The following is a 26,500-nucleotide window of genomic DNA, read 5'->3' as shown; positions in this document are numbered from 1 at the left end:
CGCGTCCTCACCGCGGGAAGGCGTCGCCGCCGCGGTAGCCGAGCAGCGGATCGTAGAGATCGGTGCGCCGGTCGCGGACGAGGTCGTTGAGATCGTTCCAGATCGGCGCCGACCGCGCCGCCACGACGTCGAGGTCCGCGTAGACGGTCGTCTCGCCCTCGGGCGGGGCGACGGAGCCGATCGGCCAGCCGTTGGTGCCCGTGATGAGGGAACACCCGAGGAACTTGCCTCCCCGCTCCTCGCCCACCCGGTTCGCCGCCACGATCGGGAGGTTGTTCACGTGCGACGCGCTCATCGTCAGGTAGGCGGCCATGCACCGGCCCGCCTCGTCGAAGAGCGGAGGCGGCGTCCACACCCAGTTGTTCACGCTGCAGACGACGTCCGCGCCCTGCGTGGCGAGCAGCCGCGCCACCTCGGGGAACCAGATGTCCCAGCAGATCAGCAGCCCGATCCGGCCGATCCTGGTCGGGAACACCGGGAAGCCGAGATCGCCGGGTTCGAAGATCAGCTTCTCCCGGTTCCACAGGTGGGTCTTCCGGTAGGTGCCGATCACGCCGTCCGGGCCGGTCAGCACCGCGGTGTCGTACAGCCGGACGCCGTCGCGCTCGGGCAGACCGCCGACGACGTGCAGGCCGCGCTCGCGGGCGAGCTCCGTCCACGCCCGCGTGGTGGGCCCGTCCGGCACGGGTTCCGCGTGGGCGTAGGCCTCCTCGCGGGTGGCGAATCCGTAGCCGGTGGCGGCCAGTTCCGGGAGCACGATCAGCGTGGCTCCGCGGTCGGCGGCCTCGTTGATCAGTTCGAGGCTCCGCTGGACGTTCTTCTCCTTGTTCTCCAGGCCGACCTGGGGATCGAACTGGACGGCGGCCGCGGTGACCGGGCTGACAGCGGACATGGGTGCTCCTTCAGGGCTGGGATGCGGTGGTGGTCGACTGGTTCGCGTCCGCCAGGCGGGCCGCGACGGCGAGCAGCAGGCGCTCGGCGCCCGGCCTGGCGATCAGCTGGAGGCCGGTGGGCAGCCCGTCCACCAGTGCGGCGGGAAGGCTGACGGCGGGCAGCCCGAGCACGCTCCACGGGCTGGTGAGCGACAGCAGTGCGGCTCGGACGTCGATCGACGTCCCGTCCAGGGGCACGCTTCGGACGTCCAGTGGAGGAGGGAGGATTGGGACGGTGGGTATGGCGAGAAGGTCATGGCGTCCTAGGAGCGCCGTCACCGCGTCTTGGACCCGCTTCCGGATCGTCTGGGCCGCGGCCGTGTCCTCTTCGGTGATCCTCCCGGCGGCGTGCAGGCGGGCGAGAACCTCCTCGTCGTAGAGGTCCGGTGCGGCGGCCAGCCGTCCGGCGTGGACCATGTGGACCTCGCGGCCCTGGATCACCTGGTAGGCCCAGCGCAGCCGCGCGACGTCCGGGACGGCCACGTCCTGCACGGGCAGCGGTTCCAGCATGGCGCGGGCCGCCTCGGTCACCCGCGGGTCGGCCGGATGGAGGGCGTCGGGCGCCACCCACCCGACGCGGCAGCCGGAGATGTCCGGCTCGGGGACGTCCTGACCTGCCAGGACGTTCCAGAGCAGCAGGCAGTCCCCGGCCGTGCGCGCCATCGGGCCGACCGTGTCCAGGGTGGGCGACACCGGGAAGACGCCGCCCGACGGCACGGCACCGTGGGTGGGTTTGAGCCCGACGATCCCGCAGCAGGCGGCGGGGATGCGCACCGAGCCGCCGGTGTCGGTGCCCACCGCGAGCGGCACGATCCCGGCGGCCACCGCGGCGGCGGACCCGCCACTGGAACCGCCGGAGACATGACCGCGCCGGTACGGGTTGCGGGTCGCCCCGTTCGCCGACCGGTCGCCGGTGGGGCCGAACGCGAACTCGTGCGTCGCCGCCTTCCCGACGATGATCGCGCCGGCTGCGCGCAACCGGCGCACGCACTCCGCGTCATGCTCGGGCACCCGGCCGGTGTGGTGACGCGAGCCCATCGTGGTGCGCAGGCCAGCGGTGTCCACGACGTCCTTGACCGCGACGGGGATGCCGTGCAGGGGGCCGCGGTCCAAGCCCGCGGACAGTTCGCGACCCGCGCGCTCCGCCGCCGCTCGCGCACCGGGCACGTCGACCGTGACGAACGCGTTGAGTTCCGGGTCGAGCCTGGCCGCCTCGGTCAGCGCCCGCTCCACCAGATCGTCCGGAGACATCGTCCCGGCACGCAGCGCCCCGGCCAGCTCGGTCACGGTGCGCCGGGCGAACCAGCCCGCGCCCGGCGGCGGCCCGATCATGCCAGCCTCGCCGCGTCGACCCGTCCTGTCACGACTCGCCTCTTTCCCCAAACGTTTGGGTGTTGATCTCTGGCTGACCCAAACGATTGGGTCAAACGTTTGGGTTGTATAAAAGACACCGAACGGTTGCCCTGTCAAGGGGTGCGGCGACAGAGAGGCGGGACGGGTGGCCCGGAGCGACCGGCAGCGGCCCGCGACACTGCGGACCATCGCGCAGGCGGCGGGGGTCGACGTCTCGACCGTGTCCCGGGTGCTCAACGGTTCCGCCGAGGACGCGCAGCGCGCCGCGTCCCGCGAGACCGCCGACGAGATCCGGCGGTGGGCGGCCCGGCTCAACTACCGTCCGAACCCGCACGCCACCAGCCTGCGCACCGCGCGGAGCAACCTCGTCGGCGTCCTGGTCCCCCGGCTGTCCGACCTGGTGCTCGCCACGATCTACGAGGGCGTCGAGGACGCCGCCGCCCGGCACGGCCTCACGACCTTCGTGATGAACAGCCACGACCGCCCGGACCAGCAGCGGGCGCGCACCGAGCTGGCGCTGTCCCGCCACGTCGACGGGCTGGTCTTCGGCGACGCGCACACCGACGCCGCGTTCCTCGACGAGATCGCCGAACGCCGGATCCCGTTCGTGCTCGTCAGCCGGCACGCCGGCCGGCATCCCGCCGTCACCTGCGACGACCACCTCGGCGGCCGGCTGGTCGCCGACCATCTCCTCGGCCTCGGCCACCGGCGGGTCGGGGTCATCGCCGGCGAGCCCTTCGCCAGCACCGGCGCCGATCGCACCGCCGGCTTCGTCGACCGCTACCGCGAGGCGGGCGTCCCGGTGCCCGGCTCCCACGTCGTCCGCTCCCGGTTCGACGCCGCCGGCGGCCGCGACGCCGCCGAACGCCTCCTCCGGCACGACCCCCGCCCCACGGCCATCTTCGCCGTGAACGACTTCGCGGCCATCGGCGCGCTCGGCGTCCTGCGCGACCACGGCCTCCGGCCCGGCAAGGACGTCGCCGTCGCCGGATACAACGACACCCCGCTGGCCGCGGAACTGCCCATCCCGCTGACCAGCGTCCGCTCGCCCATGCGGCAGATGGGCGCCCAGGCCCTCGACCTGCTGGTGGACCTGCTCGCCGGGCGTTCGCCCGCGTCCGAGCGTCTGCGCCCCGACCTCGTCGTCCGGGCGTCCACCGACCCCGCGAAGCTCTCCAGGATGATCGAGGAGTTCTGACGCGGTCGGCCCGTGAAAGATGTGAAAGACCACTGTCCTGAAACGAGGGGTGTCTCTACGCTGCCGGGGTCGCAGACGAACTCTGGAGGGCCGCCCCCATGCCCGAGCTCCCCGCCGCGTCCACTCCCGCCCGGACATCGATCGACCGCAGGAAGTTCTTCGGGGTGACCGCGGGGGCCGCCGCGGCGTCCGCCCTGCTGAGCCCGGCCACGGCACGCGCCGACGGACCGGGATCCGGCCGCCGCCGGCGCCGCCCGGTCCGGTTCGGGGTGAACTACGTGCCGAGCAAGAACTGGTGGTTCTCCTGGTCGGACTGGGACCGCAGGTCGATCGCGGCCGACCTCGACGACATCGCGTCACTGGGCATGGACCACATCCGGATCATGCTGATCTGGTCGGAGCTGCAGCCGAACGCCGCCTACGCCCGCGGTGAGCAACTCGACCGGCTCGAAGAACTCCTCGACCTCGCCGCCCACCGGCACCTGGACGTGGAAGTGACCGTCTTCAACGGCGCGGTCAGCGGCGTCCTGTTCGTCCCGCCGTACCTCATCAACAACGGCAACGGCAAAATCCGCAACGTGCTCACCGACCCGGTCGCGGTCGAGCGGGAGCAATGGCTTCTCGGCCAGATCGCCGAACGCATCGGCCGGCATCGCGCGTTCATGGGTTTCGACCTGTCCAACGAGATCCACTGGTTCGCCAAGCCGCTGGGCATGGCGGCCACCCAGGCCGAAGGCGACGCCTGGCACACCGCCCTCTTCGACACCTGCGAAAAGGTCGCGCCCGGCAAGGTTCACGTGTCGGGAATCGACCACTGGCCATGGCAGAACAACGACTATTGGACGCGCCACGGCCTCGCGACCGCCGGGACGATGACCGCCAACCACACCTGGGCCGGATGGACGCAGGTCATCCAGCGATACGGCTCCCTGTCGACCTCGTCCACGCACTACTCCGAGTTCTTCGTCGAACTCATCAAGGCCTTCCACACCGACCTGAAACGGCAGGTGTGGATCGAGGAGACCGGCGTCTCGACCGTCTGGATGGACGCGGCCGACATCCCGGCCTGGACCGAACGATCGATCCGCGCCATGGCCGACTGCACCAGCCTCTTCGGCATCACCTGGTGGGACTCCCACGACCTGAACCCGAAACTCAGCGGCTACGTCGACCTCGAATACGACCTCGGTCTCTTCACCAACGACCGCAAGCTCAAGCCGATCGGCAAGACCATCCGGAAAGTCATCGCCGAGTACGACGCCCGCCCCCCGTCACCGCCGCGACGCGCAACGGCGCTCGTACTCCCGGACGACATGATCCCGCTGGCCGACTTCACCCGATTCTTCGACCCGTTCATGAAACTGGTCGACGAGGGAACACGCCCCGCCGTCGTCCTCCAAAGCCGCACCACCGACACCGCCTACCTCACCGCCCGCGGCATCGACCGCCTGATCACCCCCGACCGCTAACGCCACAAGTAGTCGTAACGTGCCGCCGCGGGGCCGATGAAGACCTCACCGTCTCTGACCTGCCATTCAGACTGGCCTTCTTCCTCATGAAAGACGAGGAAGAGTCCACACACACGGTCGTTGTCCTCATCGACCGCGGGAAGAGCGGCGATCTCGCGGATCAGGTCGAGCACATCGTCCACATACTGCGAGCGCACCGCGTGGGCGTAGCACACCGCGTCCAGCCAACCACCCTGAGGAAACGCCCACCCCTCGGCTGCCCCGCCACCGAGAATGCGTTCCACCTGCTCCCGCTGCCCATGAAACTCCAGCCAGCCCCGTACATAGACCCAGCTCCCCATCCCCCAATACTGCAGCCCGCGTTGGCAAGGGGGCGACCCGCCCGCTTCACCGCCACGGACCGGCTACCGGCCCACGGATCGTGACCCTCGCTTCGAGGTGGCTCATTATGAAGGCATGCCGGAACACATCCCCGCCCACCTTGACGCCGTCGGCCCAGGCTGGCACCCGCTGCTGCTACGCCTGCACGAGCAACTGCTGGCCGTGAACCCCGACTACAGGGTCCAGCAGGTCAAAGAGAAGTACGGCACTCTGCGGATCTACCTCCTGACCGGCTTGATGCGCTACCCAGGCTGGGAGACCGGCAATTTGCCCGAACCGCACGACGAGGAACGCTACAAGCGCGAGGACGAGGCGGCGCGGCGCCTCGTCCACGCCGCCGAGGAGGAGTCGGCCAGAATATGTGAATCCTGCGGCAACCCTGGCGAGACCAGAGGAAACAGCTGGCTGAAAACCTTGTGTGACGACTGCGCCACTCCTCGCTAAGACGAAGTGATTTGCGGCACTGAAGTCTGACGGCGCACCACTAACGCTCATCACAAGATCGAATCTCCGTATACTCGCCGCCATGAGGAAAACGATCTTGGGCACTCTGGTCACCGTGGCGGCCGGTGCCCTCGTCTCCGTCACCCCGACGGTCGCGCACGCCGAGCCGTGGCCTTCCGACTGCAAGGACGACTTCCGCGCGCCCCGCGTCGGCACGTGGGCGCGATGCGACTCCGGCGCCGGCTATGTGCAGGCCATCGCCAAGTGCAAGAAGCGGGACGGGACCGGCGGCACAAAGAACGCCTACGGGCCGTGGAAGTGGATCGGTGCGACCTCTCTGTCGAAATGCCCCACCGGCTGGATCGCCGTGAGTCACTCCCACACCGTCAAGCACTAAGCGGGCAATAGCGCGCACCGAAAACGCACCTCAATTTTCGGTGCGCGCACTCGGCGGTCCCGCGCCGGTTGACCACGACCGAACGGCAGCTCGCGCGATGTCGGTCAGATCCAGGTCGGGAGGGCGTGGTCGACATAGCGGGCGCCGAAGCCACCGGTGGGCAGGATCTGGGCGATGGCCTCCAGGTCGGCGCTGGTCAAGGTCAGGTCGGCGGCGCCGGTGTTCTCCTCCACCCGCTCGGCACTTCGGGTGCCGGGGATCGGCACGATGTCCTCGCCCTGGGCCAGGATCCAGGCCAAGGCCAACTGGGCGACGGTCGCGTCCTTGGACGCGGCCAGTTCCGTGAGCTGCGCGACGGCGTCCAGATTCTTCTCGAAGTTGCCGGGCTGCCAGCGCGGGTCGGCGTTGCGCATGTCGGTGGCCTCGTATTGACCGGCGGGCTTGGCGGTTCCGGTGAGGAAGCCGCGTCCCAGCGGGGAGTAGGCGACGAACCCGATGCCCAGCTCGCGCAGCACGCCGAACAACTTCTCGACGTCCCCCTCGAAAAGCGAGTATTCGGTCTGCAGCACTGAGACCGGCTGCACGGCGTGGGCCCTGCGGATGGTCTGCGGCCCGGCCTCGGATAGGCCGAAGTACTTCACCTTGCCCGCCTCGATGAGCTCCTTGATGGTCCCGGCGACGTCTTCGATCGGGACGTCGGGGTCGACACGGTGCTGGTAGAGCACGTCCACGTGGTCGACACCCAGGTTGCGCAGGCTGTTGTCGAGCACCTCGCGGATGTGCCCAGGCCGGCTGTCGGTGCCGTAGTCGCGAGTGAAGCCGAACTTGGTGGTGATCTCGTCGCGGAACGGCGCCACGGTCTTGCCGACGATCTTCTCGTTCTCGCCCCACCCGTACAGCTCGGCAGTGTCGAAATGGGTGACGCCCAGCTCGTGGGCGCGTCGGATCGCCGCAGCGCCCTCCGCATCATCGCCGGGGCCGTACGCCATGGAGATGCCCATCGAGCCGTAGCCGACTGCTGAGGTGACCAGGCCCTGACGGCCCAGGGTGCGCTGCCGCATGGTGAATCATCCTCCACATGTCAAACCGAACCGTTCGGTATGGCCGATGCCCACGCTACCTCCCGTGTTCCCTTTGTCAAACCAAACGGTTCGGTTGGCTAGGGTGAGGGCATGACCGGCACCGACTCCACCCGCGACCGGATCGTCGCCGCGGCCAAGGCGGAGTTCGCCCGGCACGGCATCGCCGGCGCCCGCGTCGACCGGATCGCCAAGGCCGCCCACACCAGCAAGGAACGCGTCTACGCCCACTTCGGCAACAAGGAAGCACTGTACGCCTACGTCGCCTCCAGGGAACTGGCGGCCGCGGCCGAAGCCATCCACCTGGACCCGGCCGACCTGTCGAGCTACGCCGGGCAGATGTTCGACTACTTCACCGCCCACCCTGACAGCCACCGCTTCATCAGCTGGGGTCGCCTGGAGTTGAGCACCGATCCCACCGGGAAGCCCCCCGCCACCGACCGGCCCGACCCATATGGCGAAGCAATTCTCGGCAAGGTCGAAACGGTCCGCCGCGCACAGCAGACCGGAGACCTCGACCCGACCTGGGACCCGATCGATGTGATGACCCTCGTCACCCAGATCGCCCACGCCTGGATCGCCCAACCCGAACTCGCCGGCCTCGCCCGTCTCGCGGCCACCGACCCCACCCTCGCCGCACGCCGCACCGCCGTCATCCGCGCCGTCCGGACCCTCTTCCCACCCGCGCCACGCCCCGCCGCACCCTCAAACCACCGCGAGCACGCAACAGATGCGGAAGAGAGCAAGGGAGACGAGAGCTAGGCCAGAGGCGATGACCACGCAAACGACCGTGGCCCCCCGTTGGTCAACGTCCCATCAGGCCATACAACGGGCACGATTGTCAGCCGCCCCGCCGAGGCATCGTCGTGGTCCGTCAAGGCGAACCGAGCAGATCCCATCGGTTGCCGGCGATATCGAGGAACACGGCGACTCGCCCATAGGGCTCCGTGCGTGGCAAGGTCACGAAGTTGACGCCGGCGGCCATCATGCGTTCATGGGCGGCATTGAAGTCGTCCACTTGGAGAAAGAACCCGACGCGCCCGGCCACCTGGTTTCCGACGGCACCGGTTTGGCGCTCGCCATCCGCGCGAGCCAGCAAGATGCCGGTCGCGGCACCCGGCGGCCGCACGACGACCCAGCGTTTCGGACGGCCGTCGTTGGTCAGTGATGGCGAGTCCTCGACCAGGTCGAATCCCAGGGCGGCGGTGAAGAACTCGATGGCTTGATCGTAGTCGTCCACAATGATCGTGATCAGATCAAGTCGCACCTGCATGAGACTAGCCCGCAGAGCCCCGCAAGACCGCCCCATGATTCCTGGAACATCCGTCAAGCATGTCCTGGGATCAAAACGAGGTGGTTCCGGGACCTGTCTTGTCGGGGCGGGTTATCGGACGAGTCTGCTGGTAAAACCTGCCTCGACCAGGCGGCGGTAGGCCGCTTCGACTTCGGGCGGCATGTCCTGTGGGATGGCGAATCCCTGTGTGGGATAGACCATGATGCGCTGGGTGTCGCCTACCAGCATGTTGATAACGCGGTTCACGTCGCCGATGCTCACGATGTACTCGTCCAACGGGAGCGGTCGAGACGCGCAGATGATCTCAAGGTCTGGCCACAGCTTTCTGGCGGTGGAGTAGGCACGGCGCTGCTGGTAGGGCCGAGAGATCAGGGTCGCTGTGTTGACTTCGATCCCGCGGTCAGCGAGTAGCTTGCGGGTGAACTCGATGTTCTGGCCGGTGTTGGCGGCCTTGGGCTCGACCAGGATCGCCTCATCGGGAACGCCGAGTTCGATGGCGTGTTCGCGGTAGTGGACGGCTTCGCCGCGCGGGAATCGTTCGATCGTCGTCGGTGCGTTGGCGCCGGTGAAGACGATGCGGGGGAACATACCCTCGTGGTAGAGCTCCGCTGCGAAGGTGGCAACGCCGAGATCATGGCTACCGAGTCCGATGGCGACGTCGCTAGGCCGAATGGTGTGGTGCATGTCGTGGTAGTCCCAAAGCGTTTCCACGTCGGCGCGGTAGGCGGCGGACAAAGTCACCTCGGCCACGGGGCTCACTCCTTCAGGCGGGCGTCACGGTTGGCTCTTGCCGCGGAAGTGCTCGGCCTCCCGAGCTGCTCGTCCCGGTGGCCTGATTGCACGCTAATCGCACGAACACCCTCATCCATGATCAGGATGAGGGCGTTTGGTGGGTGGAGCCTTGGGGATTCGAACCCCTGACACCCGGCTGCAAAGCCGATCATGAACCCGCCGCGCGACCCGGCGAACCTCTGACCTGGGCCTCGTTCTCTGGCTCGTTCCGCCGTGGTGACCTCGCGCTGATGGTTGATCACGCGCGGCGCCGTCTGCTGCCGTTGTCACGGCTGCTGTCACTGTTGTCCGGCGCGTGCACTAGGCAGGGCGGAGTGACGAAGGGCCTCTTCGGCATATCTGACTATTTCAGGCATCATGATCGGCATGATGCAGAGCTTGCCGCGCGACCGACTCGCCTGGACCTGGCTCGCGGCCGTTTATACGGCGCTGATCGCCGGGACCGCTATCGCCACTCTCGCATTGCTTTCGCGCAACGTTGACCTGGGACAGGAGCTATGGCCCGACGCGCAGACGGGCCCGCAGGCGGTGTATGCGTGGCGGGGCGGGGCCATCCTCGGCTATACCTCCGGCAGCGAGGTCGGTCATATCTGTGCACTACTGGCCGGCCTGCTGGCAGTGCGGGCCGTAAAAGCCCGGGCATGGCGAGCCGGGCTGGCCGTGGCCGTGCTCGCCGGCACGGTGCTGGCGCTGGTGAATCTCTCGCTGGCCTGGTGGAAGGCATCCCCCCAGCTTGCCCAGCTGGCCGGTCCGGCTCTGTATGGAACCGTCGATCCCGGGCTGCGGCACCATATCTGCGTCATCGTCGCCATCATGCTGGTGTTCACTTCGTACCTGGTGTTCGCGGCCGTCGGCTACTTCCTCGGTTTGAAGCGCAGGAACAAAGCCACACTCGTTCTCCTGGCGGCGCTCTTGGTAGCAGCGCCCTACAGCCACTTCATCGCTGCCACGATCCTGACACCCCGGGTGGGTCTTTAGCAGCCGCCCCGTGAACGTCCCCACCCCTTTCTTCCCTGCGGCCCATCCGTGCCCTCAACCCGGCTTCTTCCTGTCGCGGTCTGCGAGGGCGGCAACCTCCACCCCGTCACCGACCGCAACAGACGAGCAAACCTGTCCGGAGGGGCCCCGGGGAACCACGGCGTCCCCCAGTCACACACGCTTGACCAGTCGCCCCGAACCAGCCGTGACGACCTGGGACAACACTCAGTCACGAGCATGGTCTAGCTGTACTTGGTCATGATCTTGGTGACACCTGACCGGTAGGTGTTTGATCAGCAAGAAGACCTCCGGGCGTAGTGGGGTTTCACCGACTTCACCGACGCCCGGAGGTCTTGATGGGTCACGCTAACGCGCGGCTGACGTTTCATGGCAGATGCCTGCTGGTTCGCCGCGTCGTCTTCGATGGCCGCCCGGTCGCGCATGTGGCGTCCGAGTTGGGGATCTCGCGGCAGTGCGCGCACCGGTGGGTGGGACGGTTCCGCGGCCAGGGCTGGGACGGGCTGGCCGACCGCCGCAGCGGTCCCCGCTCGCGCTCGTCGCGGACCCCGGCCGTGGTGGAGGAGCGGGTGCTGGCCGCCCGCGAACGCCTTCGTGCCGGCCCCGACCACATCGCCGCCGCGACCGGGGTGCCGGCCCGCACCGTCACCCGCATCCTGCGCCGCCACGGCGTTCCGGTGCCGGCGGCCTGCGACCCGCTGACCGGCCAGCAGATCCGGGCGTCCCGCAACAGCGACCGGCGTTACGAGCACCCGGCACCCGGCACCCGGCACCCGGCGACATGATCCACATCGACGTCAAGAAACTCGGCCGGATCCCCGACGGCGGCGGATGGCGCGTCCACGGCCGCAGCGAACCCGTCCGCGGCCGCGGCATCGGCTACGACCACGTCCACACCGCCATCGACGACCACACACGGCTGGCCTACGCCGAGGTCCTGCCTGACGAGAAGGGCACCACCTGCGCGGCGTTCCTCACCCGCGCCGCGGCGTTCTTCGCCGCCCACGGCATCACCCGCATCCACCGGGTCATGACCGACAACGCCAAGAACTACCGGACCAGCCACGCCTTCCAGCAGGCCTGCACCGACCTGGGCGCCCGCCAGAAATTCACCCGCCCGCGCTGCCCGTGGACCAACGGCAAAGCCGAACGCCTCAACCGCACCCTGACCACCGAATGGGCCTACCGCCAGCCCTACACCAGCAACGACCAGCGCACCCAAGCCCTCGAATCCTGGCTCGAGCACTACAACACCCAACGCCCCCACTCGGCCCTGGGCGGCCACCCACCCATCACACGACTGACACCAAGATCATGACCAAGTACATCTAGCGCTCGATGACGAATGGCTCCGACTACGGCGGTGGCGCGTGCTCCGTGGCGACCGGTCGGGGCGGGGCCAGCGGACCTGTTGCGATGCGCGGCCCCTGCGCGGCCGTCCGGTGACCGGCGCCCACGCCGCACGCTCCGGGCGGCCTGGCGCGGGGCCGCGCAGCGGCCTGAGCGCCGCCGCCCCTTGACTCCGGGGCCGGTGCCGTCACGGTGGCCAAGGCGTATCGACTGCTCAAGGCAATCATGAACACAGCGGTCAGTGACGGCATGATCAAGCGCAATCCATGCGCGATCAAGGACCGGCGGGGCCGAGAACTCACCAGAGCGGCCGGTCCTCAGCATCTCGGAGGTCTTCGCCCTGGCTGAGGCGATCGACCGTCATTACCGGACGCTCGTTCTGCTGGCGACCTTCCCGAACCTGCGTTGGGGTGAGGCCGTGGCACTGCGACGGAAGGACATCGATCTCAAGGCCGGAACGGTGCGGGTCGAACGGACGCTTGTGGAGGTGACCGGAAAGCCGCTCCACTTCGGGCCCCCGAAGTCTGAGGCGGGCGTCCGAACGCTTCCGATTCCGGCAATCGTGCTCCCTGAGCTGAAAGAGCACATCAAGGCGTTCGCCCAGGACGGCGACGAGGGGCTGATCTTCGTCGGTGGCAAAGGGGCGCTCCTCCGGCGTGCGAACTTCCGGCGCAACTGGGTCCGGGCCTTGGACAAGGCGGGGCTCAAGGATGTGCGGTTTCACGACCTGCGTCACACAGGGAACACGCTTGCTGCGATCGCGGGGGCGACGCTCCCAGAACTCAAGGAACGCATGGGCCATGCGAGCGACCGCGCGGCCATGATCTATCTGCACGCGACGGACGAACGGCACCGCGAGATCGCGGACACGCTCAGCGCGATGGCCAAGGCTGAGCTCAAGAAGGCGAAGCGATCGGGCACGCAACGGGCACGGAAGCGAAAGAGGAGATCGTGAGACAAGAGAGCCCAGACCGGAACTTTGGTTCTGACCTGGGCTTTTTGGTGGGTGGAGCCTAGGGGATTCGAACCCCTGACACCCGGCTTGCAAATCTGCGAGATCAACCCCGATCACTCCCCTGACCTGCACAACCCGTGATCCAGACGTGACCGCTCTTGCCCCCTCGTGACCGCCCCTAATTGCACGCTAATTGCACGGCTCCCCGTCGCTGGCCTGCGAGTCCTCCCCCGTGCAGCGCACGCCACGGACCACCGCAACAGACGAACGGACCTGTCCGGAGGGTGCTCCCGCGCGAACGGCGCGAACCCCGAGACAGACAGATTCGCGCGGGAGTGCCCTCCGGGTCCAGGAGGGGTCTGGGGAACCACGGGGTTCCCCAGTAGCGCACGCTCAGCCGACCTCCAGGCAATCTCCCCTAATCCTCCAGCCGCACTTGTAGATCTTGGTCTGGCGTGGGGCCAGGGCCAGTGGCTTGCTTCCAAGTCAAGATCGCGGACAGTCCAAAGCGTGGCGTTTAGGTCGCCACAGTGGCAGTTGCCATGAGAGAACCGAAAGGGCTTATGCTCATGCGTATAGTCGAAACTGGAGAGACAGGCGGGCCGAAAGGCACTCCTGGCTCACCCGACAAGGCGTGCCTCCCGAGCGAGGCGCACCGCGACCTGTTCAAGCGGCTGGCCCGCCAGGTCGGAACGCCCGGGATCCTGACAGGGCGGAGCGTCGAGGCGATCAGCGCGTTCACATTCAGCACCGCGGGCCTGCGGGTCTTCGGACAAGAGTAACAACGGTGCCGTAGCTGACACGGCGCTGTTGTCTACCTGTGGCCCTCGGAGTTCCGCTCCGGGGGCCACGCTCTTGTTAGGGCGGCGGCGCGACCCTGCGGTGGGCGGTCGGGGCGGGGCTGGCTGGCGCGGCGCGATGCGCGGTCCGGCGCGGCCGTCCGGTGACCGGCGCCCACGCCGCACGCTCCGGGCGGCCTGGCGCGGGGCCGCGCAGCGGCCTGAGCGCCGCCGCCCCTTGATCTAAAACAGCCCAATTCGGCAAGCAAGTGATGTCAGTTGCGTTGTTCGGACTGGTTTTGGCGGACGGCTTCGCGGGCGGTTACGAGTCGTTCGCGGAACTGCTCGGCGAGTGGTTCGGCGGGGTAGTGCTCATCGAGCACCTCAACGAGGTCTTGGCCTCGCATCGCGAGGTCGTAGTTCTGGCGGTCGTAGTCGAAGGCGGCCAGACCTTGTCGAACGGCCTCGTCGAGATCACCTCGGCGGGCGTGGATGATCCCGAGGTTGATGCGGGCGTCGCCCGTTCGCATGGGGGCGTTGCTGGTGCCGTCGGCCCTGGTGTGGCGGGACAGGACTTCGAGCGAGTGCTCTTCGGCGCGTTCGTCGTCGCCCTGGTTGGTGTAGATCGTGGAGGCGTAGAACACCCACTTGGAGTGGTCGAACACGAAATGGTGATCCGGCCTGGAGGGTGTGGCGAGTTGGCCGAGAACCTCCGCGCCGCGCTCCAGGGCCTGGCGTGATTCCGTTCGGAAGGTAATTCCGAGCCGTGAGTACGCCTGCGCTTCCTTCAACGTCAGTTGAACCGCAGCGTTGCTGCTGCCGGCGAACTCCTGCCCTCGTTGGGCGGCGTCGAGTACGTCTTCGTAGCGGCCTTCGACGAGTGCGAACCATGCCGACATCTCGTAGGCCCAGCCCATGAGTTCGCCGTGGCCAGTCTGCTTGCCCATCTGGTAGGCGGCCTGACGCGCGGCCTCGGCTTGCTCTCGCTGGCCAAGGTCGTAGTGAACGCATCCCAGGAGGGCCGCGAGCCATCCGGCTTGGACGAGCAGTTCGCGGTGTTGGTGGAGGGTGAGTCGGCCCTGCAACAAGTCGAGAACGTACTTCATGCGGCGCTTGGTGCGGTCACGCAGAACGACGGCGTCAGTGACGGGGTAGGCACGGCATAGGAGGTCTACCGCCTCTTCGATCGTCTCCAAGGTGCCGGGGCCGATGTCGGAGACCTCCGTCATGCGGGCCAGTTCCATCGTGTCGAAGAGGGAGGCTTCGGCCTGCATGGCGTCCGCGGGAACGACTCGGCCGACGAGCAGGGCTTGCCGCTCTCGCTGTTTGGCTGGGGGAACGAAGCCGAGTTGTTCGGCGGTGCGCCCGGTCAGCTCCTGAAGTGCTCTGCGGTATGGCGGATGCGGCCATAGGACCTCGCCGCGTTCCCAACGTCGAATCCGCTCCTCGTCGCAGACCAGCGCCTTCTCACGCGCCGTGGGTGTCTGGCACAGCGCGTCGGCCATGTCCCTGCGCGTGGGGTGGTTCGCCTCGCGCCATGCAGTGAGCTGCACATTAGGGATGGTTTCGGGCATTCGACCTTGCCTCGTCGAGAAAAGGGGGCGATTGGGGGTCCGGTTAGCGGTCCTTACGGAAGGTGACGGCTGGTTGTCTTCATGGCAGTCAACACCGTACGTCATTCGAGCACAGTTGATCATGCAGCTTCAGGAGGCATGACTGGTGATCCCCCGTCCCGGAGAGAACGAGCCGACTCGCGAAACCCCCTGCTCTTCGTGCAACGGGCGTGGTTGGTCCTGGGTGTCGTCTCGGGTTGACCTGCTGGTGGCGCGGCGTGGCTCCGGACGTGGACCGGAACGGAAGCGGGAGAGCTGCATCGAGTGTGGCGGGGCGGACCGGGCCGAGGTGGCGTGAAAGCGGCGGGTCCGGCGGCATGGTGCGGGCGGCCGTTGATCGGCCCGGTTCTGCTGCGGGTCGTGAACCAGGGGACGGCAGTGACCCCGTGTCGCCGGACTCGCTTCCATCAGATGGCGGGCGTGGGCGCGTGAACGTGGCGGTTCGTCCGGCGGTATCCGAACACCGAAGGGAGTGGCGTTGCGATGTCGGGTGAGATGGGAAAGGCCGCTGTGGTCGCTGGGCCGACGAGGTCGACGGCGGGCGGTGGCGGTCGGTCCGCTCGGCTCAATCACGCGATGGGCGCGCGTCGGCTGCATCTGGCGGCGTTGGACGCGGTAATTGCACGCAGCGAGGAACCGTTGTCGTGTGGGCTGGTGAGCCGGGAGGGCGGGCCGCCGGTGTTGCTCGTGGTGAGCGGGGCGGATCGGGCGCGGTCGGTGCGTGTGGGGTGTGAGCGGGTCGGCGGGGTGTGGTGGTTCGTGCGGGCCGACTCCGGTGAGGGGATTGTGCCGGTCGATGAGGTTCAGTCGGCTCCGGCGGTGCTGGCTGGAATGGTCGCCGGTGGTAAGGCCGGCCCCCGATGACCGCGACAGCCCAAGTGGACACTTTGGCGCATCAGCGTAGGCAGACGCTGACCAAGGCGTGCCCGGACAGCGTGTATCTGACCCGTGCTCTGGTGCGTGAGGCTTTGGACGGGTGGGGGCTGGCGGCTTACGAGAGCGACGCCTGTCAGATCATGGGTGAGCTTGCGGGGAATGCTGCAACGCTGTGTGAGGGCGCGGAGATCCGTGCTTGGGTGAGCCGGATCGATGTAGGCGTTGAACTGTGCGTGTGGGACGCGCACCCCGGACGCCCCGAGCTGCAATCGCCGCGTGAGGGTGCGGAGTGCGGGCGCGGGCTGATCATCGTGCAGGCGTTCGCGTCCGGTGGCTGGGGCTGGTGCAGCCTGGGACAGGGAAAGATCGTTTGGGCGCGCATCGCGATCGATTACGCGTTCATGCTTTCGGGCGCGCGGGCGGCGGGCCGTCCGGTTGTCGGGCCCCTGCCGCACGTGGACAGGCCGACCGCGCCGACGACAACCCGATAGTCGGCCCCCGGGGCGTCCCTGCCGGGTCCCCCGGTCTGGAAGACGGGGAGGCGAGAAGAGGCAGCCTCTCCCATTGCGGAAGAGGCTGCCGGTGTGGAGGCCGCCGCGGTTGAGGCGACAACCGGTGTGGTGGCCCCGGGCGCCTGGACGCCCGGGGGTGGATGCCCCCAGGTCCTTACTTGACCTCGGGGGACGTTGCGGTCGTGACCACGCTCGCGACCACGATCTCGCGGAGCCGGGGGTCCCGACTGTGGGGGAGCGGTGGCTGCGTCTTCCACCGCAGCAAGGTGCGGTAGGGGCCAAAGTTGGCCCCGACTTCTCCCTGATCGTCCCGCCCGTAGTGCTTGTACAACAGCTCTTCCACATTGTTGCCGCGACCACGGAAGCGGTTAATGATCTTGCGGAGCGCATTGAGTTCGTTCAGGCTCAGCCCGCGGGTCCCGGAGGACTTGCGGAGCTGCCCGAGCTCGTCCGCTCGTACTTGATGGTCCCGCCCGCGAAAGTCCCAGTGCAGGATCATCCACCGGGCGTACCAGGAAAGCCGGTTGAGCGGCTGGCGATAGCGCTTCGCCCAGCCCAACACCGGTCCTCGCCCGGTCAGTGACTTCACCTCACGGAGCTCGTCGAGGTTGAGCGCACCCGACTCGGTCACCAGGTGCACCGACGGGGGCTGCCCCGTCTCGAACTTCCCGACGACGAACAGGTGGGTTGCGCGCTCAAGCTTCGCGTCGAGCTCCTCCACATAGGAGGGGCTGTCCACCGGGGGGACGAAGTGGATACCCAGGGCGTGGAGACGCTCCCAGGTGATCTGCTGCCCATGCTTGGACATAATTTCGTTCCTTTGAGTTGAGTCCAGATCTGTAGCGGCTCCAGGAGCCTCACGACACCGATGTCCGGCGCTCGCTTGTAATGATCGTCCGACCCAACGCAGAAATGGCCACCGAGCTGACGAGGCCCCGACCACGTACGGAACTCGACGCCGCCAGCGCGTGAGTCCCAGAACTCCCAGTTCGTACAGTCGCTGCCATGCGTGACGCGCAGACGGGCTGCGGACGACCGGGTGAAGAACTTGCCAGCTCGGGACCGGTGAAGGCGTGACAGCGGCTGGTGGCGTCTGGTTTCCTGGTGCTACTCGTGTTGTCGAGCTGTTGGCAGGACCTCGTGGCAGATCATGCTTCGTACGCTCCGAAGTACGTCCAGATCATCGAGACGCTCCGGCGTCGGATCCAGGACGGCACCTATCGGGTTGGGGACCCGATCCCGTCTGAGGCGGCGCTAGGGCGGGAGTTCGGGGCGTCGCGTCCGACGGTGGTCCGCGCGTTGAATGAGATGGCGCTGTTGGGTGAGCTGCATCGTGAGCACGGGCGGGGCACCTTCGTTAAGGCTGCCTCGCCGTCGCGGGCGTCGGACAGTAGCCGGCCCGGTCTGGCGGTCCTGGATCGCCAGGAGACGGGGTCGTCTGTCCGGGTCTTGGAGGTCGGCCGCCGTCCTGCGCCGAACCAGGTGGCTGCGCTGCTTGGCCTGGCCGAGTCGGCTCCGGTCCTGCTGCGGCGGTACGTGGGCCGGTATGACGACATCGCCAGTGAACTGGTTTCGCTGTGGGCTCCGCTGGATGTCGCGCGCTCTACCGGCCTAGACCAGGAGGGCCCGTTGACGGTGCCGGTCCGTCAGTTGATGACGGCGGGCATCACCGAACGGCTGACCCGCATTGATGAGCGTCTCCGGGCTCGTCGTCCGACCGGCGAGGAACGCGATGCGCTCGCCCTGGTCGACGGTGAGCCGGTGCTGTCGGTGCTGGGGTCGGTGGTGGACTCGGCGGGCCGGACGGTCCTGGTGGTGGAGGTCGTCCTACCGGGGTCGCTGCATGTTCTCGAAGAGAGCTACGGCTTGTGACGCAGATCACTCGATAAGTCGTCTTTCGGCGATTGAAGATCTGGATCTCTCGGGTACGTTCTAATACAGCAACTCGACAAAGCGAGTTGTCGTCAGGAAGAACGATCGAGAGGGTGTGATCGCGATGGCGGTGCAGGGTCCGTTCAAGGTCTCGTTCGGGGACGTGTTCCCGTTCGGGGCGTTCATCAAGGGCGGTGTTGAGCCGGTGCGGGACTTCGACCGGTCGACCCGCGAGAACTTCGTCCAGGCGCGGGACAAGGAGTCCGGCGAACTGGTGTGGGCGGTGGAGGTCCTGGACGCCGATCCGGAGTCCAAGGGCACGTTCAAGGTCAAGCTGATGGCGCCGGTTCAGCCGGTGATGCCGGAGGCTCCGGCGGGGTTCCCGTTCGTGCCGGTGGAGTTCGATGGGCTGGCGGTGACGCCGTATGTCAACTCCGGTACCGGGCGGCTGGCCTACAGCCTCAAGGCGGCTGCGGTGCGCCCGGCCAACTTCAAGGGCAATGGCTCGGGCCGGACGGCGGCCAAGGACAACGCTGCGAAGGATGCGGCGTGATGGCGGGCGGGCGCATGTCGGCGCTGTCGCTGCCGGTCGACGCGTCGGCTTCGGTGAAGTTCAAGCCGTTCCGGGGGCGTACGCCGCTGTTCACGGTGTCGGCGGGTCGGGTGCTGGTCACCCTCACCCTTCCCGAGCGGGTCAACGCCGGTGACGTGGAGTTCGCGCGGGGGCTGGCCGAGCAGGCGGCGGCGTACGCGGTGGAGGTGGAGCGGCTGTACCGGTCGGGCCGTCGTCCCTCGGGCCGGTCCTCGTCGGGCCGGTCCTCGGGTAAGCGGAAGGCGGCGTGATGCAGACCTCCTACAGCCACACCACGGTCATGGTGGAGCCGGACGGGACGTCGGTGATCTCGGTGAGCCTCTACCCGGACGGGCGGATGGCGATGACGTGCCCGACCGACGGCGATCGCGCGCAGATTTGGATCTCGCACGCTGGGGCGCGGGTGCTGATCGCGCCGACCAACCCGGAGGAGCCGACCGCCGAAGACGTCCGGGTCGCGCGCAAGTTCGCCGAGGTGTTCGCGCGGTACGCGGCCGAGGTGGAACGGCTTCACACCGCAGCGCAGTCCGCCGCACCCGCGGCCTGAAAACCAGGTGGGGCGGCTGGAGCTGGTACCTCCGGCCGCCCCGCTTCTCTCCCCTGAACAGCGCAACGAAGAGGAATCCATCATGGCATGGGAGTTCCGCAAGCTCGGTCCCGGCGAAAACGTTGCGGTCGAAGCGCAGCGTGACCCGTTCGCGCCCCCGAAATGGGCGCCTCCGGTGTGGCACATGCCTGAGGGCCTGGTGCTCATCGTCAACGCCGTCCGCGTCCTGGTCCGGACGATGGTGTTCCTGGTCCGCAACATCGTCCCCGTCACCGTGGCGTCCGGTCTGGGCTGGCTCGGGTACCGGTTCGGCTGGCCGGTCCCCGCCGTCGTCCTGGCCCTCGTCGTCCAGGGCCTGAGCGCGTGGGCGCTGGTCGACAATCCGTCCTTCGTCCGCTGGGTCGCCCGTCCCGTCCGGGCCCGATGGCGGCTCGTCACGGTCTACCGGCGGGACTGGCAACCCGTCCTCGTCACGGCCGGACTGACCAAGGTCCACAAGGGGCGCGAATACCTGCCTTCGCTGGTCCGGGTCCGCTGCGGCCCGACGTCGGATCGGGTGCTGGTGAAGATGCTCAAGGGGCAGGCCCCGGCCGCCTGGGAACAGGTCGCGGTCAACCTCGCCCATGGCTTCGGCGCAACCCTGGTCCGCGTCCGGGACGGGGACCGTCCGGGCCGTATCTGGCTGGAGTTCGTCCGCCGCGATGCCCTCGCCGTCCCCATCCCCGCACTCCCGATCCCGGACCCTGCCGACGTCGATCTGTCCGGGCTGGAGATCGGACGGCAAGAGGACGGCTCACCCTGGCGGCTGCGACTCCTCGGAACCCACGTCCTGATCGCGGGCGCGACGGGGGCCGGCAAGGGGTCGGTCATCTGGTCGATCATTCGCGCCCTGCTGCCCTGGATGCTGTCCGGGCTGGTGGAGGTGTGGGGCATCGACCCCAAACGCATGGAACTGAGCTTTGGGAGGGCGCTGTTCGAACGGTGCGGGCGCTACAGCGACGACCCCAAGGGCGGCATGGTCGAACTGCTGGAAGCCGCGGCCGAGGACATGAACGCCCGCGCCGAACGCTTCGCCGGAGTCACCCGCTCGTTCACACCCAGCCATGAGCACCCGTTCCGGGTCATCGTGGTCGATGAACTGGCCTTCCTCACCGCCTACTGCCCCGACCGCGACCTACGCAAGCGGGCCGAGTCGGCGCTGGCCGTGCTCACCTCGCAGGGTCGGTCGGTGGGGTACTGCGTGATCGGTGCGCAGCAGGACGCCCGCAAAGAGGTCAACAATCTGCGCAACCTGTTCCCCGACCGGATCGCGCTGCGCCTGGACGAAGACGACCAAGTGGACATGGTGCTCGGCGACGGTGCCCGCGACCGTGGCGCCCTCGCTGACGAGATCTCCTCCATCCCGCAGGTCGGCGCGGGAGTCGGGTTCGTCCGGCTGGAGACGAGCCCGGATCCGGTGCGGGTGCGGGCCGCGTACGTCTCCGATGACGACATCAAAGACATGGTCGCGCTGGGCTTCCCTGATGTGGAGGCGGCGTGAATCAACTGGCCCTCGACGGTGCCGCCTCCCCTGCGGCTGAGCCCGAATCGGCCGAACCGGTGGTCAAGACGCTGGCTCCGCTGGCGCGGGGCGTGCTGGAAGCGGTCGCGGTCGAAAACGGCGTCTGCATCCGGCCGGTGCCCATGCGGCGGGTCGACCTGAACACCGGTGCGGCTGAGGTGGTGTACGTCCCGTGCAACCACACCCTCGCCTCGGTCTGCCCCTCGTGCGCCGAACGCAAGCGCAAACTCCGCGCCGTGCAGTGCTCCCAGGGCTGGCACCTGACCGAAGAACCGGTCATCACCCGCGCTGACCCCAACGCCGAGCAACGCGCGTGGATGGAGCTTCGGGCACAAGCTCAAGCGGCCCGTGACCGTGCGGCCGAGGAGGGTTCGGCAGAGGGGGAAGACGCCGGGTTCTGGGATGCCGTGGTGCGTGACCTCGACAACGAACTCGAACGCACCGGCGTGCGCGGCTCGCTCAAGACCGGCGAGGAGAGCAAAGGCCGGCGTGCCCGGTCGACACGGCGGCGGCAGGACGCTCCGGATCTGCCTCGCCGTCCGGTCGACTCCCGCACGGTCGGCAAGGTGTTCCGGGGCCGTGATGGGAAGACGTTCCGGCCGTCGATCTTCCTGACGCTCACCCTGGACTCCTACGGGCGGGTGTGCTCGGACGGAACCCCGGTCGACCCGGCGGCGTACGACTACACGCGGGCCGCGCGTGATGCCCTGCACTTCTCCAAGCTGGTGGACCGGTTCGTGCAGAACCTGCGCCGGTTCGTCGGCTATGACGTGCAGTACTTCGCCACCGTCGAACCGCAACGCCGTCTCGCACCCCACCTGCACATGGCGATCCGGGGCACCATCTCCCGCGCGGAACTGCGGCAAGTGGTGGCGGCCACCTATCACCAAGTGTGGTGGCCTCCGACAGACCGCGTCGTCTTCGATGGCGAACACCTCCCGGTCTGGGATGAGGCTGCGGGCGAGAACGGCGGCTACCTCGACCCCACTACCGGCGAGGTCCTCCCCACCTGGGATGAGGCTCTGGATGCGGTGGGCCTGGACGAGGATGCCGAACCGCTGCACGTGGTGCGGTTCGGGCGGCAGATCGACGCCCAGGGCGTGATGCCCGACTCCCCAAAGTCCCGCAATCTCATCGGATACCTGACCAAGTACCTGGTCAAGGGCGTGGCCGAATGCCACACCGCCCAGACTGCCGCGCAGCGCGAACACGCCGACCGGATGGCCGAAACGCTCCGCTACGAGCCGTGCTCGCCCACCTGCGCGAACTGGCTCCGCTACGGCGTCCAGCCCAAGAACCCCCGCAAGGGCCTCACCCCCGGCTACTGCAAAGGCAAAGCACACCGACACGAACACCTCGGCTACGGCGGCCGCCGCGTCCTGGTCTCCCGCAAATGGTCCGGCAAGACCCTCGCCGACCACAAAGCCGACCGCAAAGCCTGGGTCCTGGCACGGCTGGCTGAAGCCGGAATCCCCGTCCTCAACCCGACCGACCCGAACGCCCTCCACGTCTGGGAACGCGCCGGACCAGGCGACCCGGACGTCAAGTCCATCGAACGACGGCTCATGCACATGATCAACGAACGCGTCACCCGCCGCGCACAACTCGACCAAGCGACGCAGACCGACACCCCAGAACTTTCGGCAATTCCGGAGGCGGCGTGACCAAGCGACCTGACAACCTTCCGGCTGAACGGCTGCTGACCGTGGCTGAGGCGGCCGAGTACCTCAACACCTCACAGCGGTTCCCTCGTCGACTCATCGCCGAAAGACGCATCCGCTTCGTCAGGGTCGGGCGGTTCGTCCGCATCCCAGAGTCTGCACTTCGTGAGTTCGTTTCAGCCGGGCTAGTGGAGCCCATCACCGCGTCCGACGTCTGGAGGGCTGCATAGTGGCTAAGGGCAACAAGCCGGGACACCGACGTTTCGGCAACGTCCGCAAGCTGCCCTCGGGGCGTTATCAGGCGAGCTACCTGGGGCTTGACGGCAAGCGGCGGTATGCACCGGAGACGTACGAGCGCAAGGGCGACGCCGACCGATTCCTCTCGCTCGTCGAAGCGCAGATGATCCAAGGGCAGTGGATCGACCCTGAGCGCGCGAAGGTGAAGCTCAGCGTCTACGCCGCGAAGTGGATCAAAGAGCGGGCGGGCCTGCGTCCTCGTACCGTCGAGTTGTACGAGCGACTCTTGGGGAAGCACATCGGCCCACACCTGGGCGGAGTCTCAGTCGGCGACATCAGTACGAGCATGGTCCGGGAATGGCGAACGGCCCTCCTGGACTCCGGTGTTTCGGCAAGCGTGACCGCAAAGGCGTATCGGCTGCTGCGGGCGGTCCTCATGACCGCGACGGAGGAAGACGGCATGCTCGCACGTAACCCATGCCGGATCAAAGGCGCCGGTGACGAGACACCGGAAGAACGCCCCGTGCTCACGCTGGCGCAGGTCTTCGAACTGGCCGAACTGCTCGGCCGTCACCCTCTGGGCAACATCCGCAAACTGCCTTCCGGAGAGTTCCAGCTTCGATACCGGCTGGTGGAGGGCGGGACGCGGGCGTTTCCTCAGTACCTACCGGACCGCCAGGCCGCCGAACGCGTGCTATGGAATCTCGCCGTGGAGGGATACGCGGCCGTCGAGCATGACGACAGGTACCGGGCTCTCGTGCTCCTGGCGACCTTCGCAAGTCTTCGGTGGGGTGAGGCCGTGGCGCTGGTGCGGCGGGATATCGACCTGAGGGCCGGTGCTGTGTCCGTCCGGCGGCAGTACCTCGAACTCGACACGGGTGACCTGGTGATCGGTCCTCCCAAGTCTCGGGCAGGCAAGCGCACCGTGAGCTTCCCGGCGGGCATCGTCCCGTTGATCCGGGAACACCTGCGGGCGCACGTCGGTGACAATCCCGCGGCGCTCGTCTTCGCGGGGCCGAACGGCGGCGTACTGCGGCGGGGCAACTTCCGGCGGGCGTCCCGGTGGACTCTTGCCGTGGAAACGCTCGGGCTTCCGAGCCTGCATTTCCACGACCTGAGGCACACGGGCAACACCCTTGCGGCACAGAGCGGGGCGAGCCTGCGCGACCTCATGGACCGCATGGGGCATGACAGCGTCCGGGCGGCGATGATCTATCAGCACGCCACGTCGGAGGCGGGCCGCGCCATCGCAGACGCGCTTAACGACAAGATCCAAATGGAGCGGGACGCCGACGGTGACGAGGACGACGACGGTCCTACCGGGCTGCTCGTCCCGGTGGCCTAATTGCACGCTAATTGCACGAACGCCCTCATCCATGATCGGGATGGGGGCGTTCTCGCAGGTGGAGCCTAGGGGATTCGAACCCCTGACACCCGGCTTGCAAAGCCGGTGCTCTACCAACTGAGCTAAGGCCCCTCGCGGCGGGTCAAGCCTACCCGGGGTCGGGGGTGGGCGTGGCATCGGCGGGAGTGCGGAGGATGAGGTCGGGGAAGGCGGCGACGCTCGGGATGATGTGGGTGGCGCCGGCGGTGAGGAGGCGGTCGTGGTCGTGGGCGCCGGTGAGGACGCCGGCGACGATGGACGCGCCTGAGCGGCGGCCGGAGAGCATGTCGTTCGCGGTGTCGCCGCAGACGGCGATGTGTCGGACGTCGTCCACGCCGAGGCGGAGGGCCGCGGTGAGGATGAGGTCGGGCCACGGGCGGCCGCGGGGGACGTCCTCGGGGCAGAGGGTCAGATCGACGCGGTCCCACCAGTCGAGGGTGTCGAGGATGCGGGCCTGTGTGCTGCGGCCGAAGCCGGTGAGCAGGCATACTCGGACACCGGCGCCGCGGATGCGCGCGAGGGCGGCATCGGCGCCGGGTACGGGCTTCAGACCGCGCCTGTCGACGAGCTGGTCGTAGGAACGCTCGAACGCCAGGTTCGCGGCCTGGGCGCGGGGCTCGTCGAAGAGCGAGCGGAATATGCCGATCTTCGATTCGCCGCGCGCGTCGTGGAAGCCGGCGAGGGCACGGCCGTAGGCCGCCGTGCCGGAGACGATCCCCAGGGTGGCGATCGCCTCGGCGAAGGCGGATTCGACGGTGTCGCCGTCCGCGACGGTGGTCCCGGCGAGATCGAGGCAGGCGACGGTGATCGGCTCTGCTTCGTTCACGCCGGGGCCTGTCGCCGGCGTGTCAGTTGTCGGACGACGTGGCCTCGGTCCACAGGTCCAGCTCGGCGCGGTCCTGCTGGAGCTTGCGCCAGACTGCGAAGCCACCGAGTGCGACAACGGCGAGGACGAGCAGCTTCTTCACGGTGGGACCCCTTCACCTCGACTATCAAGTCAAAACCCGGGAATTGCGCATCAGTGAGTGCTTCCCCCAGGCTCTTCCGCAGCCTAGCAACCGTTGCCGGGCGATCAGCACTCAGTCGCCTCATCGGACCGCGCGTCCAAAGAAGACGTCACGTTTCGCAGGGCCGGGACGGCCGCATAATCCGGGGTGACGACCTTCGGGAGTGCCGATGGCTGAGGACGACTTCCGGCGCTGGGAACGCGAGCTGGACTCGGGCGTGCCGGAGGAGCGGGGCTCCGGGGGCCGCGGGATGGTCCTGGTCGCGGGCCTGACCGCCACGGGTTGCGCCGCCATGATCGCGTTGGGCGAGGTGCCGCTCGGCACCGCCGGGCTGGTGCTGTCGTCGATCATTCTGCTGCTGTGGCGGATCGGGATGTGATCCGCCATCATCTCGGCATGGATCTGCGCGGAGCGAACGTCCTGGTGACCGGGGCGACCGGCGGAATCGGCCAGGCGCTGGCGAGGGCGCTGGCCGATCGCGGGGCGAGGGTCGTGCTGACGGGTCGCCGGGCTGACGTCCTGGAACCGCTGGCCGAGCGGCTCGGCGGGCGGGCCATCGTCGCCGACCTGGCGGATCGGGCGGCGGCCGAGGGGCTGCTGGACGAGGCCGGACGGGTGGACGCGCTGGTGGCGAACGCGGCACTGCCCGCTTCCGGGCTGCTGGCCGAGTACTCCATCGCGCAGATCGACCGGGCGCTGGACGTGAACCTGCGGGCACCGATCGTGATGGCGAAGCTGGCGGCCGCGCAAATGGCCGATCGTGGCCGCGGACATCTGGTATTCGTATCGTCACTGTCCGGTAAGACGGCGTCCGGGCACGCGTCGCTGTACAACGCGACGAAGTTCGGAATGCGGGGCTTCGCCTTGGCGCTGCGGGAGGATCTGCGTCCGCACGGCGTCGGCGTCTCGACGGTGTTCCCGGGTTTCATCCGGGACGCGGGCATGTTCGCCGACGCGGGTGTGAGTCTGCCCAAGGGGGTCGGGACGAGGTCGCCCCGGGACGTGGCGCGCGCGACCGTCCGGGCCATCGAGCGGAACATCGCGGAGATCGACGTGGCGCCGCTCGGGCTGCGAATCGGCGCGCGGATAGGCGGGGTCGCCCCCGTCCTGTCCGCGGCGGTGCAGCGGCGCGCGGGCGGACAGCGGATCTCGCGGGGCCTCGCGGACGGCCAGCGCGACAAGCGGTAGCGACAAATCCGGATCTTCCGACGATAATCCG

28 protein-coding genes, 1 tRNA gene and 1 pseudogene are annotated in these 26,500 nt (G+C 68.2%); 19 read left to right on the top strand and 11 right to left on the bottom strand.

The features are described 5' to 3' along the window. Window positions 1–7: 7 nt before the first annotated feature. Both ACQPXG_RS00245 and ACQPXG_RS00240 read right to left on the bottom strand, forming a co-directional pair. Window positions 8–892, bottom strand: coding sequence for a nitrilase family protein (locus ACQPXG_RS00245; RefSeq protein ID WP_433465530.1), 885 nt, complete (start codon window positions 890–892; stop codon window positions 8–10). Window positions 893–902: 10 nt separating this feature from the next. Continuing rightward, window positions 903–2,264: an amidase gene (locus ACQPXG_RS00240; RefSeq protein WP_433465529.1), complete on the bottom strand. Its 1,362-nt coding sequence runs from the start codon at window positions 2,262–2,264 to the stop codon at window positions 903–905. 166 nt (window positions 2,265–2,430) lie between these two features. Here ACQPXG_RS00240 and ACQPXG_RS00235 point away from each other — a divergent pair, with 166 nt between their 5' ends. Both ACQPXG_RS00235 and ACQPXG_RS00230 read left to right on the top strand, forming a co-directional pair. Then, on the top strand, window positions 2,431–3,483 hold the full coding sequence (locus tag ACQPXG_RS00235; RefSeq protein ID WP_433465528.1) for a LacI family DNA-binding transcriptional regulator: 1,053 nt from the start codon (window positions 2,431–2,433) through the stop codon (window positions 3,481–3,483). Window positions 3,484–3,581: 98 nt separating this feature from the next. Beyond that, entirely contained in the window at window positions 3,582–4,952 is a 1,371-nt protein-coding gene (locus ACQPXG_RS00230) for a hypothetical protein (RefSeq protein ID WP_433465527.1), read from the top strand. On the opposite strand, the gene ACQPXG_RS00225 is transcribed toward ACQPXG_RS00230, so the two are convergent. Continuing rightward, window positions 4,949–5,293, bottom strand: a complete 345-nt coding sequence (locus ACQPXG_RS00225; protein WP_433465526.1) for a hypothetical protein — start codon at window positions 5,291–5,293, stop codon at window positions 4,949–4,951. The genes ACQPXG_RS00230 and ACQPXG_RS00225 overlap by 4 nt on opposite strands. Window positions 5,294–5,408: 115 nt before the next feature. Between ACQPXG_RS00225 and ACQPXG_RS00220 the strand changes: the two genes are divergently transcribed. Together ACQPXG_RS00220 and ACQPXG_RS00215 are read left to right on the top strand one after the other, a co-directional pair. Then, on the top strand, window positions 5,409–5,777 hold the full coding sequence (locus ACQPXG_RS00220; protein WP_433465525.1) for a hypothetical protein: 369 nt from the start codon (window positions 5,409–5,411) through the stop codon (window positions 5,775–5,777). An 82-nt stretch (window positions 5,778–5,859) separates the two neighbouring features. Continuing rightward, window positions 5,860–6,174, top strand: coding sequence for a hypothetical protein (locus ACQPXG_RS00215; RefSeq protein WP_433465524.1), 315 nt, complete (start codon window positions 5,860–5,862; stop codon window positions 6,172–6,174). Window positions 6,175–6,278: 104 nt separating this feature from the next. On the opposite strand, the gene ACQPXG_RS00210 is transcribed toward ACQPXG_RS00215, so the two are convergent. After that, complete coding sequence (locus tag ACQPXG_RS00210) at window positions 6,279–7,235, bottom strand: aldo/keto reductase (RefSeq protein WP_433465523.1); 957 nt, start codon at window positions 7,233–7,235, stop codon at window positions 6,279–6,281. A 111-nt stretch (window positions 7,236–7,346) separates the two neighbouring features. On the opposite strand from ACQPXG_RS00210, the gene ACQPXG_RS00205 reads away from it, so the two are divergent. Next, a complete protein-coding gene (locus tag ACQPXG_RS00205) occupies window positions 7,347–8,015 on the top strand; it encodes a TetR/AcrR family transcriptional regulator (protein ID WP_433465522.1) in 669 nt (222 codons plus the stop codon). 112 nt (window positions 8,016–8,127) lie between these two features. Here the strand turns inward: ACQPXG_RS00205 and ACQPXG_RS00200 are convergent, their stop codons facing one another. Together ACQPXG_RS00200 and ACQPXG_RS00195 are read right to left on the bottom strand one after the other, a co-directional pair. Then, window positions 8,128–8,520 (bottom strand): VOC family protein, encoded by a 393-nt coding sequence (locus ACQPXG_RS00200; RefSeq protein WP_433465521.1) that lies wholly within the window; start codon window positions 8,518–8,520, stop codon window positions 8,128–8,130. 117 nt (window positions 8,521–8,637) lie between these two features. Next, complete coding sequence (locus ACQPXG_RS00195; RefSeq protein WP_433465520.1) at window positions 8,638–9,297, bottom strand: YdcF family protein; 660 nt, start codon at window positions 9,295–9,297, stop codon at window positions 8,638–8,640. A 399-nt stretch (window positions 9,298–9,696) separates the two neighbouring features. On the opposite strand from ACQPXG_RS00195, the gene ACQPXG_RS00190 reads away from it, so the two are divergent. From ACQPXG_RS00190 to ACQPXG_RS00180, 3 genes and pseudogenes are all read left to right on the top strand, one after another. Continuing rightward, window positions 9,697–10,317, top strand: coding sequence for a hypothetical protein (locus tag ACQPXG_RS00190; protein ID WP_433465519.1), 621 nt, complete (start codon window positions 9,697–9,699; stop codon window positions 10,315–10,317). Window positions 10,318–10,673: 356 nt separating this feature from the next. Beyond that, a pseudogene (locus ACQPXG_RS00185) lies at window positions 10,674–11,653 on the top strand (IS481 family transposase). Between the two features lie 294 nt (window positions 11,654–11,947). Next, the gene (locus ACQPXG_RS00180) at window positions 11,948–12,640 is read left to right on the top strand and encodes a site-specific integrase (protein WP_433470178.1); all 693 of its coding nucleotides are present in this window, start codon (window positions 11,948–11,950) and stop codon (window positions 12,638–12,640) included. A 1,054-nt stretch (window positions 12,641–13,694) separates the two neighbouring features. On the opposite strand, the gene ACQPXG_RS00175 is transcribed toward ACQPXG_RS00180, so the two are convergent. After that, the gene (locus ACQPXG_RS00175) at window positions 13,695–14,993 is read right to left on the bottom strand and encodes a hypothetical protein (protein ID WP_433465518.1); all 1,299 of its coding nucleotides are present in this window, start codon (window positions 14,991–14,993) and stop codon (window positions 13,695–13,697) included. An 899-nt stretch (window positions 14,994–15,892) separates the two neighbouring features. Between ACQPXG_RS00175 and ACQPXG_RS00170 the strand changes: the two genes are divergently transcribed. Continuing rightward, window positions 15,893–16,399, top strand: coding sequence for an ATP-binding protein (locus ACQPXG_RS00170; protein WP_433465517.1), 507 nt, complete (start codon window positions 15,893–15,895; stop codon window positions 16,397–16,399). A gap of 175 nt (window positions 16,400–16,574) precedes the next feature. On the opposite strand, the gene ACQPXG_RS00165 is transcribed toward ACQPXG_RS00170, so the two are convergent. Next, complete coding sequence (locus tag ACQPXG_RS00165) at window positions 16,575–17,228, bottom strand: hypothetical protein (protein WP_433465516.1); 654 nt, start codon at window positions 17,226–17,228, stop codon at window positions 16,575–16,577. Window positions 17,229–17,524: 296 nt separating this feature from the next. Between ACQPXG_RS00165 and ACQPXG_RS00160 the strand changes: the two genes are divergently transcribed. The 8 genes from ACQPXG_RS00160 to ACQPXG_RS00125 all read left to right on the top strand — a co-directional run bounded on the left by ACQPXG_RS00160 (window position 17,525) and on the right by ACQPXG_RS00125 (window position 24,235). Continuing rightward, complete coding sequence (locus tag ACQPXG_RS00160; protein ID WP_433465515.1) at window positions 17,525–18,292, top strand: GntR family transcriptional regulator; 768 nt, start codon at window positions 17,525–17,527, stop codon at window positions 18,290–18,292. Window positions 18,293–18,416: 124 nt separating this feature from the next. Then, on the top strand, window positions 18,417–18,845 hold the full coding sequence (locus ACQPXG_RS00155; protein WP_433465514.1) for a plasmid replication, integration and excision activator: 429 nt from the start codon (window positions 18,417–18,419) through the stop codon (window positions 18,843–18,845). Beyond that, window positions 18,845–19,135, top strand: coding sequence for a hypothetical protein (locus ACQPXG_RS00150; RefSeq protein ID WP_433465513.1), 291 nt, complete (start codon window positions 18,845–18,847; stop codon window positions 19,133–19,135). The genes ACQPXG_RS00155 and ACQPXG_RS00150 overlap by 1 nt, the downstream gene beginning before the upstream one ends. Then, window positions 19,132–19,431, top strand: a complete 300-nt coding sequence (locus ACQPXG_RS00145) for a hypothetical protein (RefSeq protein WP_433465512.1) — start codon at window positions 19,132–19,134, stop codon at window positions 19,429–19,431. The genes ACQPXG_RS00150 and ACQPXG_RS00145 overlap by 4 nt, the downstream gene beginning before the upstream one ends. Before the next feature lie 82 nt (window positions 19,432–19,513). Next, entirely contained in the window at window positions 19,514–20,971 is a 1,458-nt protein-coding gene (locus ACQPXG_RS00140) for an FtsK/SpoIIIE domain-containing protein (RefSeq protein WP_433465511.1), read from the top strand. A 59-nt stretch (window positions 20,972–21,030) separates the two neighbouring features. Then, window positions 21,031–22,656 (top strand): replication initiator, encoded by a 1,626-nt coding sequence (locus tag ACQPXG_RS00135; RefSeq protein ID WP_433470177.1) that lies wholly within the window; start codon window positions 21,031–21,033, stop codon window positions 22,654–22,656. Beyond that, complete coding sequence (locus tag ACQPXG_RS00130; RefSeq protein WP_433465510.1) at window positions 22,653–22,883, top strand: helix-turn-helix domain-containing protein; 231 nt, start codon at window positions 22,653–22,655, stop codon at window positions 22,881–22,883. Before ACQPXG_RS00135 ends, ACQPXG_RS00130 begins: the two co-directional genes overlap by 4 nt. After that, window positions 22,883–24,235 (top strand): tyrosine-type recombinase/integrase, encoded by a 1,353-nt coding sequence (locus ACQPXG_RS00125; protein WP_433465509.1) that lies wholly within the window; start codon window positions 22,883–22,885, stop codon window positions 24,233–24,235. The genes ACQPXG_RS00130 and ACQPXG_RS00125 overlap by 1 nt, the downstream gene beginning before the upstream one ends. 59 nt (window positions 24,236–24,294) lie before the next feature. On the opposite strand, the gene ACQPXG_RS00120 is transcribed toward ACQPXG_RS00125, so the two are convergent. From ACQPXG_RS00120 to ACQPXG_RS00110, 3 genes are all read right to left on the bottom strand, one after another. Then, window positions 24,295–24,367: transfer RNA gene (locus tag ACQPXG_RS00120), tRNA-Ala, on the bottom strand. Between the two features lie 16 nt (window positions 24,368–24,383). Continuing rightward, a complete protein-coding gene (locus tag ACQPXG_RS00115) occupies window positions 24,384–25,100 on the bottom strand; it encodes an HAD family hydrolase (RefSeq protein WP_433465508.1) in 717 nt (238 codons plus the stop codon). Window positions 25,101–25,122: 22 nt separating this feature from the next. Continuing rightward, complete coding sequence (locus ACQPXG_RS00110) at window positions 25,123–25,242, bottom strand: DLW-39 family protein (protein ID WP_021592723.1); 120 nt, start codon at window positions 25,240–25,242, stop codon at window positions 25,123–25,125. A 208-nt stretch (window positions 25,243–25,450) separates the two neighbouring features. On the opposite strand from ACQPXG_RS00110, the gene ACQPXG_RS00105 reads away from it, so the two are divergent. Together ACQPXG_RS00105 and ACQPXG_RS00100 are read left to right on the top strand one after the other, a co-directional pair. Next, the gene (locus tag ACQPXG_RS00105; protein WP_433465507.1) at window positions 25,451–25,660 is read left to right on the top strand and encodes a hypothetical protein; all 210 of its coding nucleotides are present in this window, start codon (window positions 25,451–25,453) and stop codon (window positions 25,658–25,660) included. A gap of 17 nt (window positions 25,661–25,677) precedes the next feature. After that, entirely contained in the window at window positions 25,678–26,469 is a 792-nt protein-coding gene (locus ACQPXG_RS00100; protein ID WP_433465506.1) for an SDR family NAD(P)-dependent oxidoreductase, read from the top strand. The last annotated feature ends 31 nt before the right edge of the window (window positions 26,470–26,500 follow it).

Origin of the sequence: Spirillospora sp. CA-128828, from assembly GCF_050945415.1 — a bacterium.
In the GTDB taxonomy this organism is placed as follows: Bacteria; Actinomycetota; Actinomycetes; order Streptosporangiales; family Streptosporangiaceae; genus Spirillospora.
The sequence above is the reverse complement of the archived record's forward strand: the minus strand, read 5'-3'. Positions and strand labels throughout refer to the sequence as shown.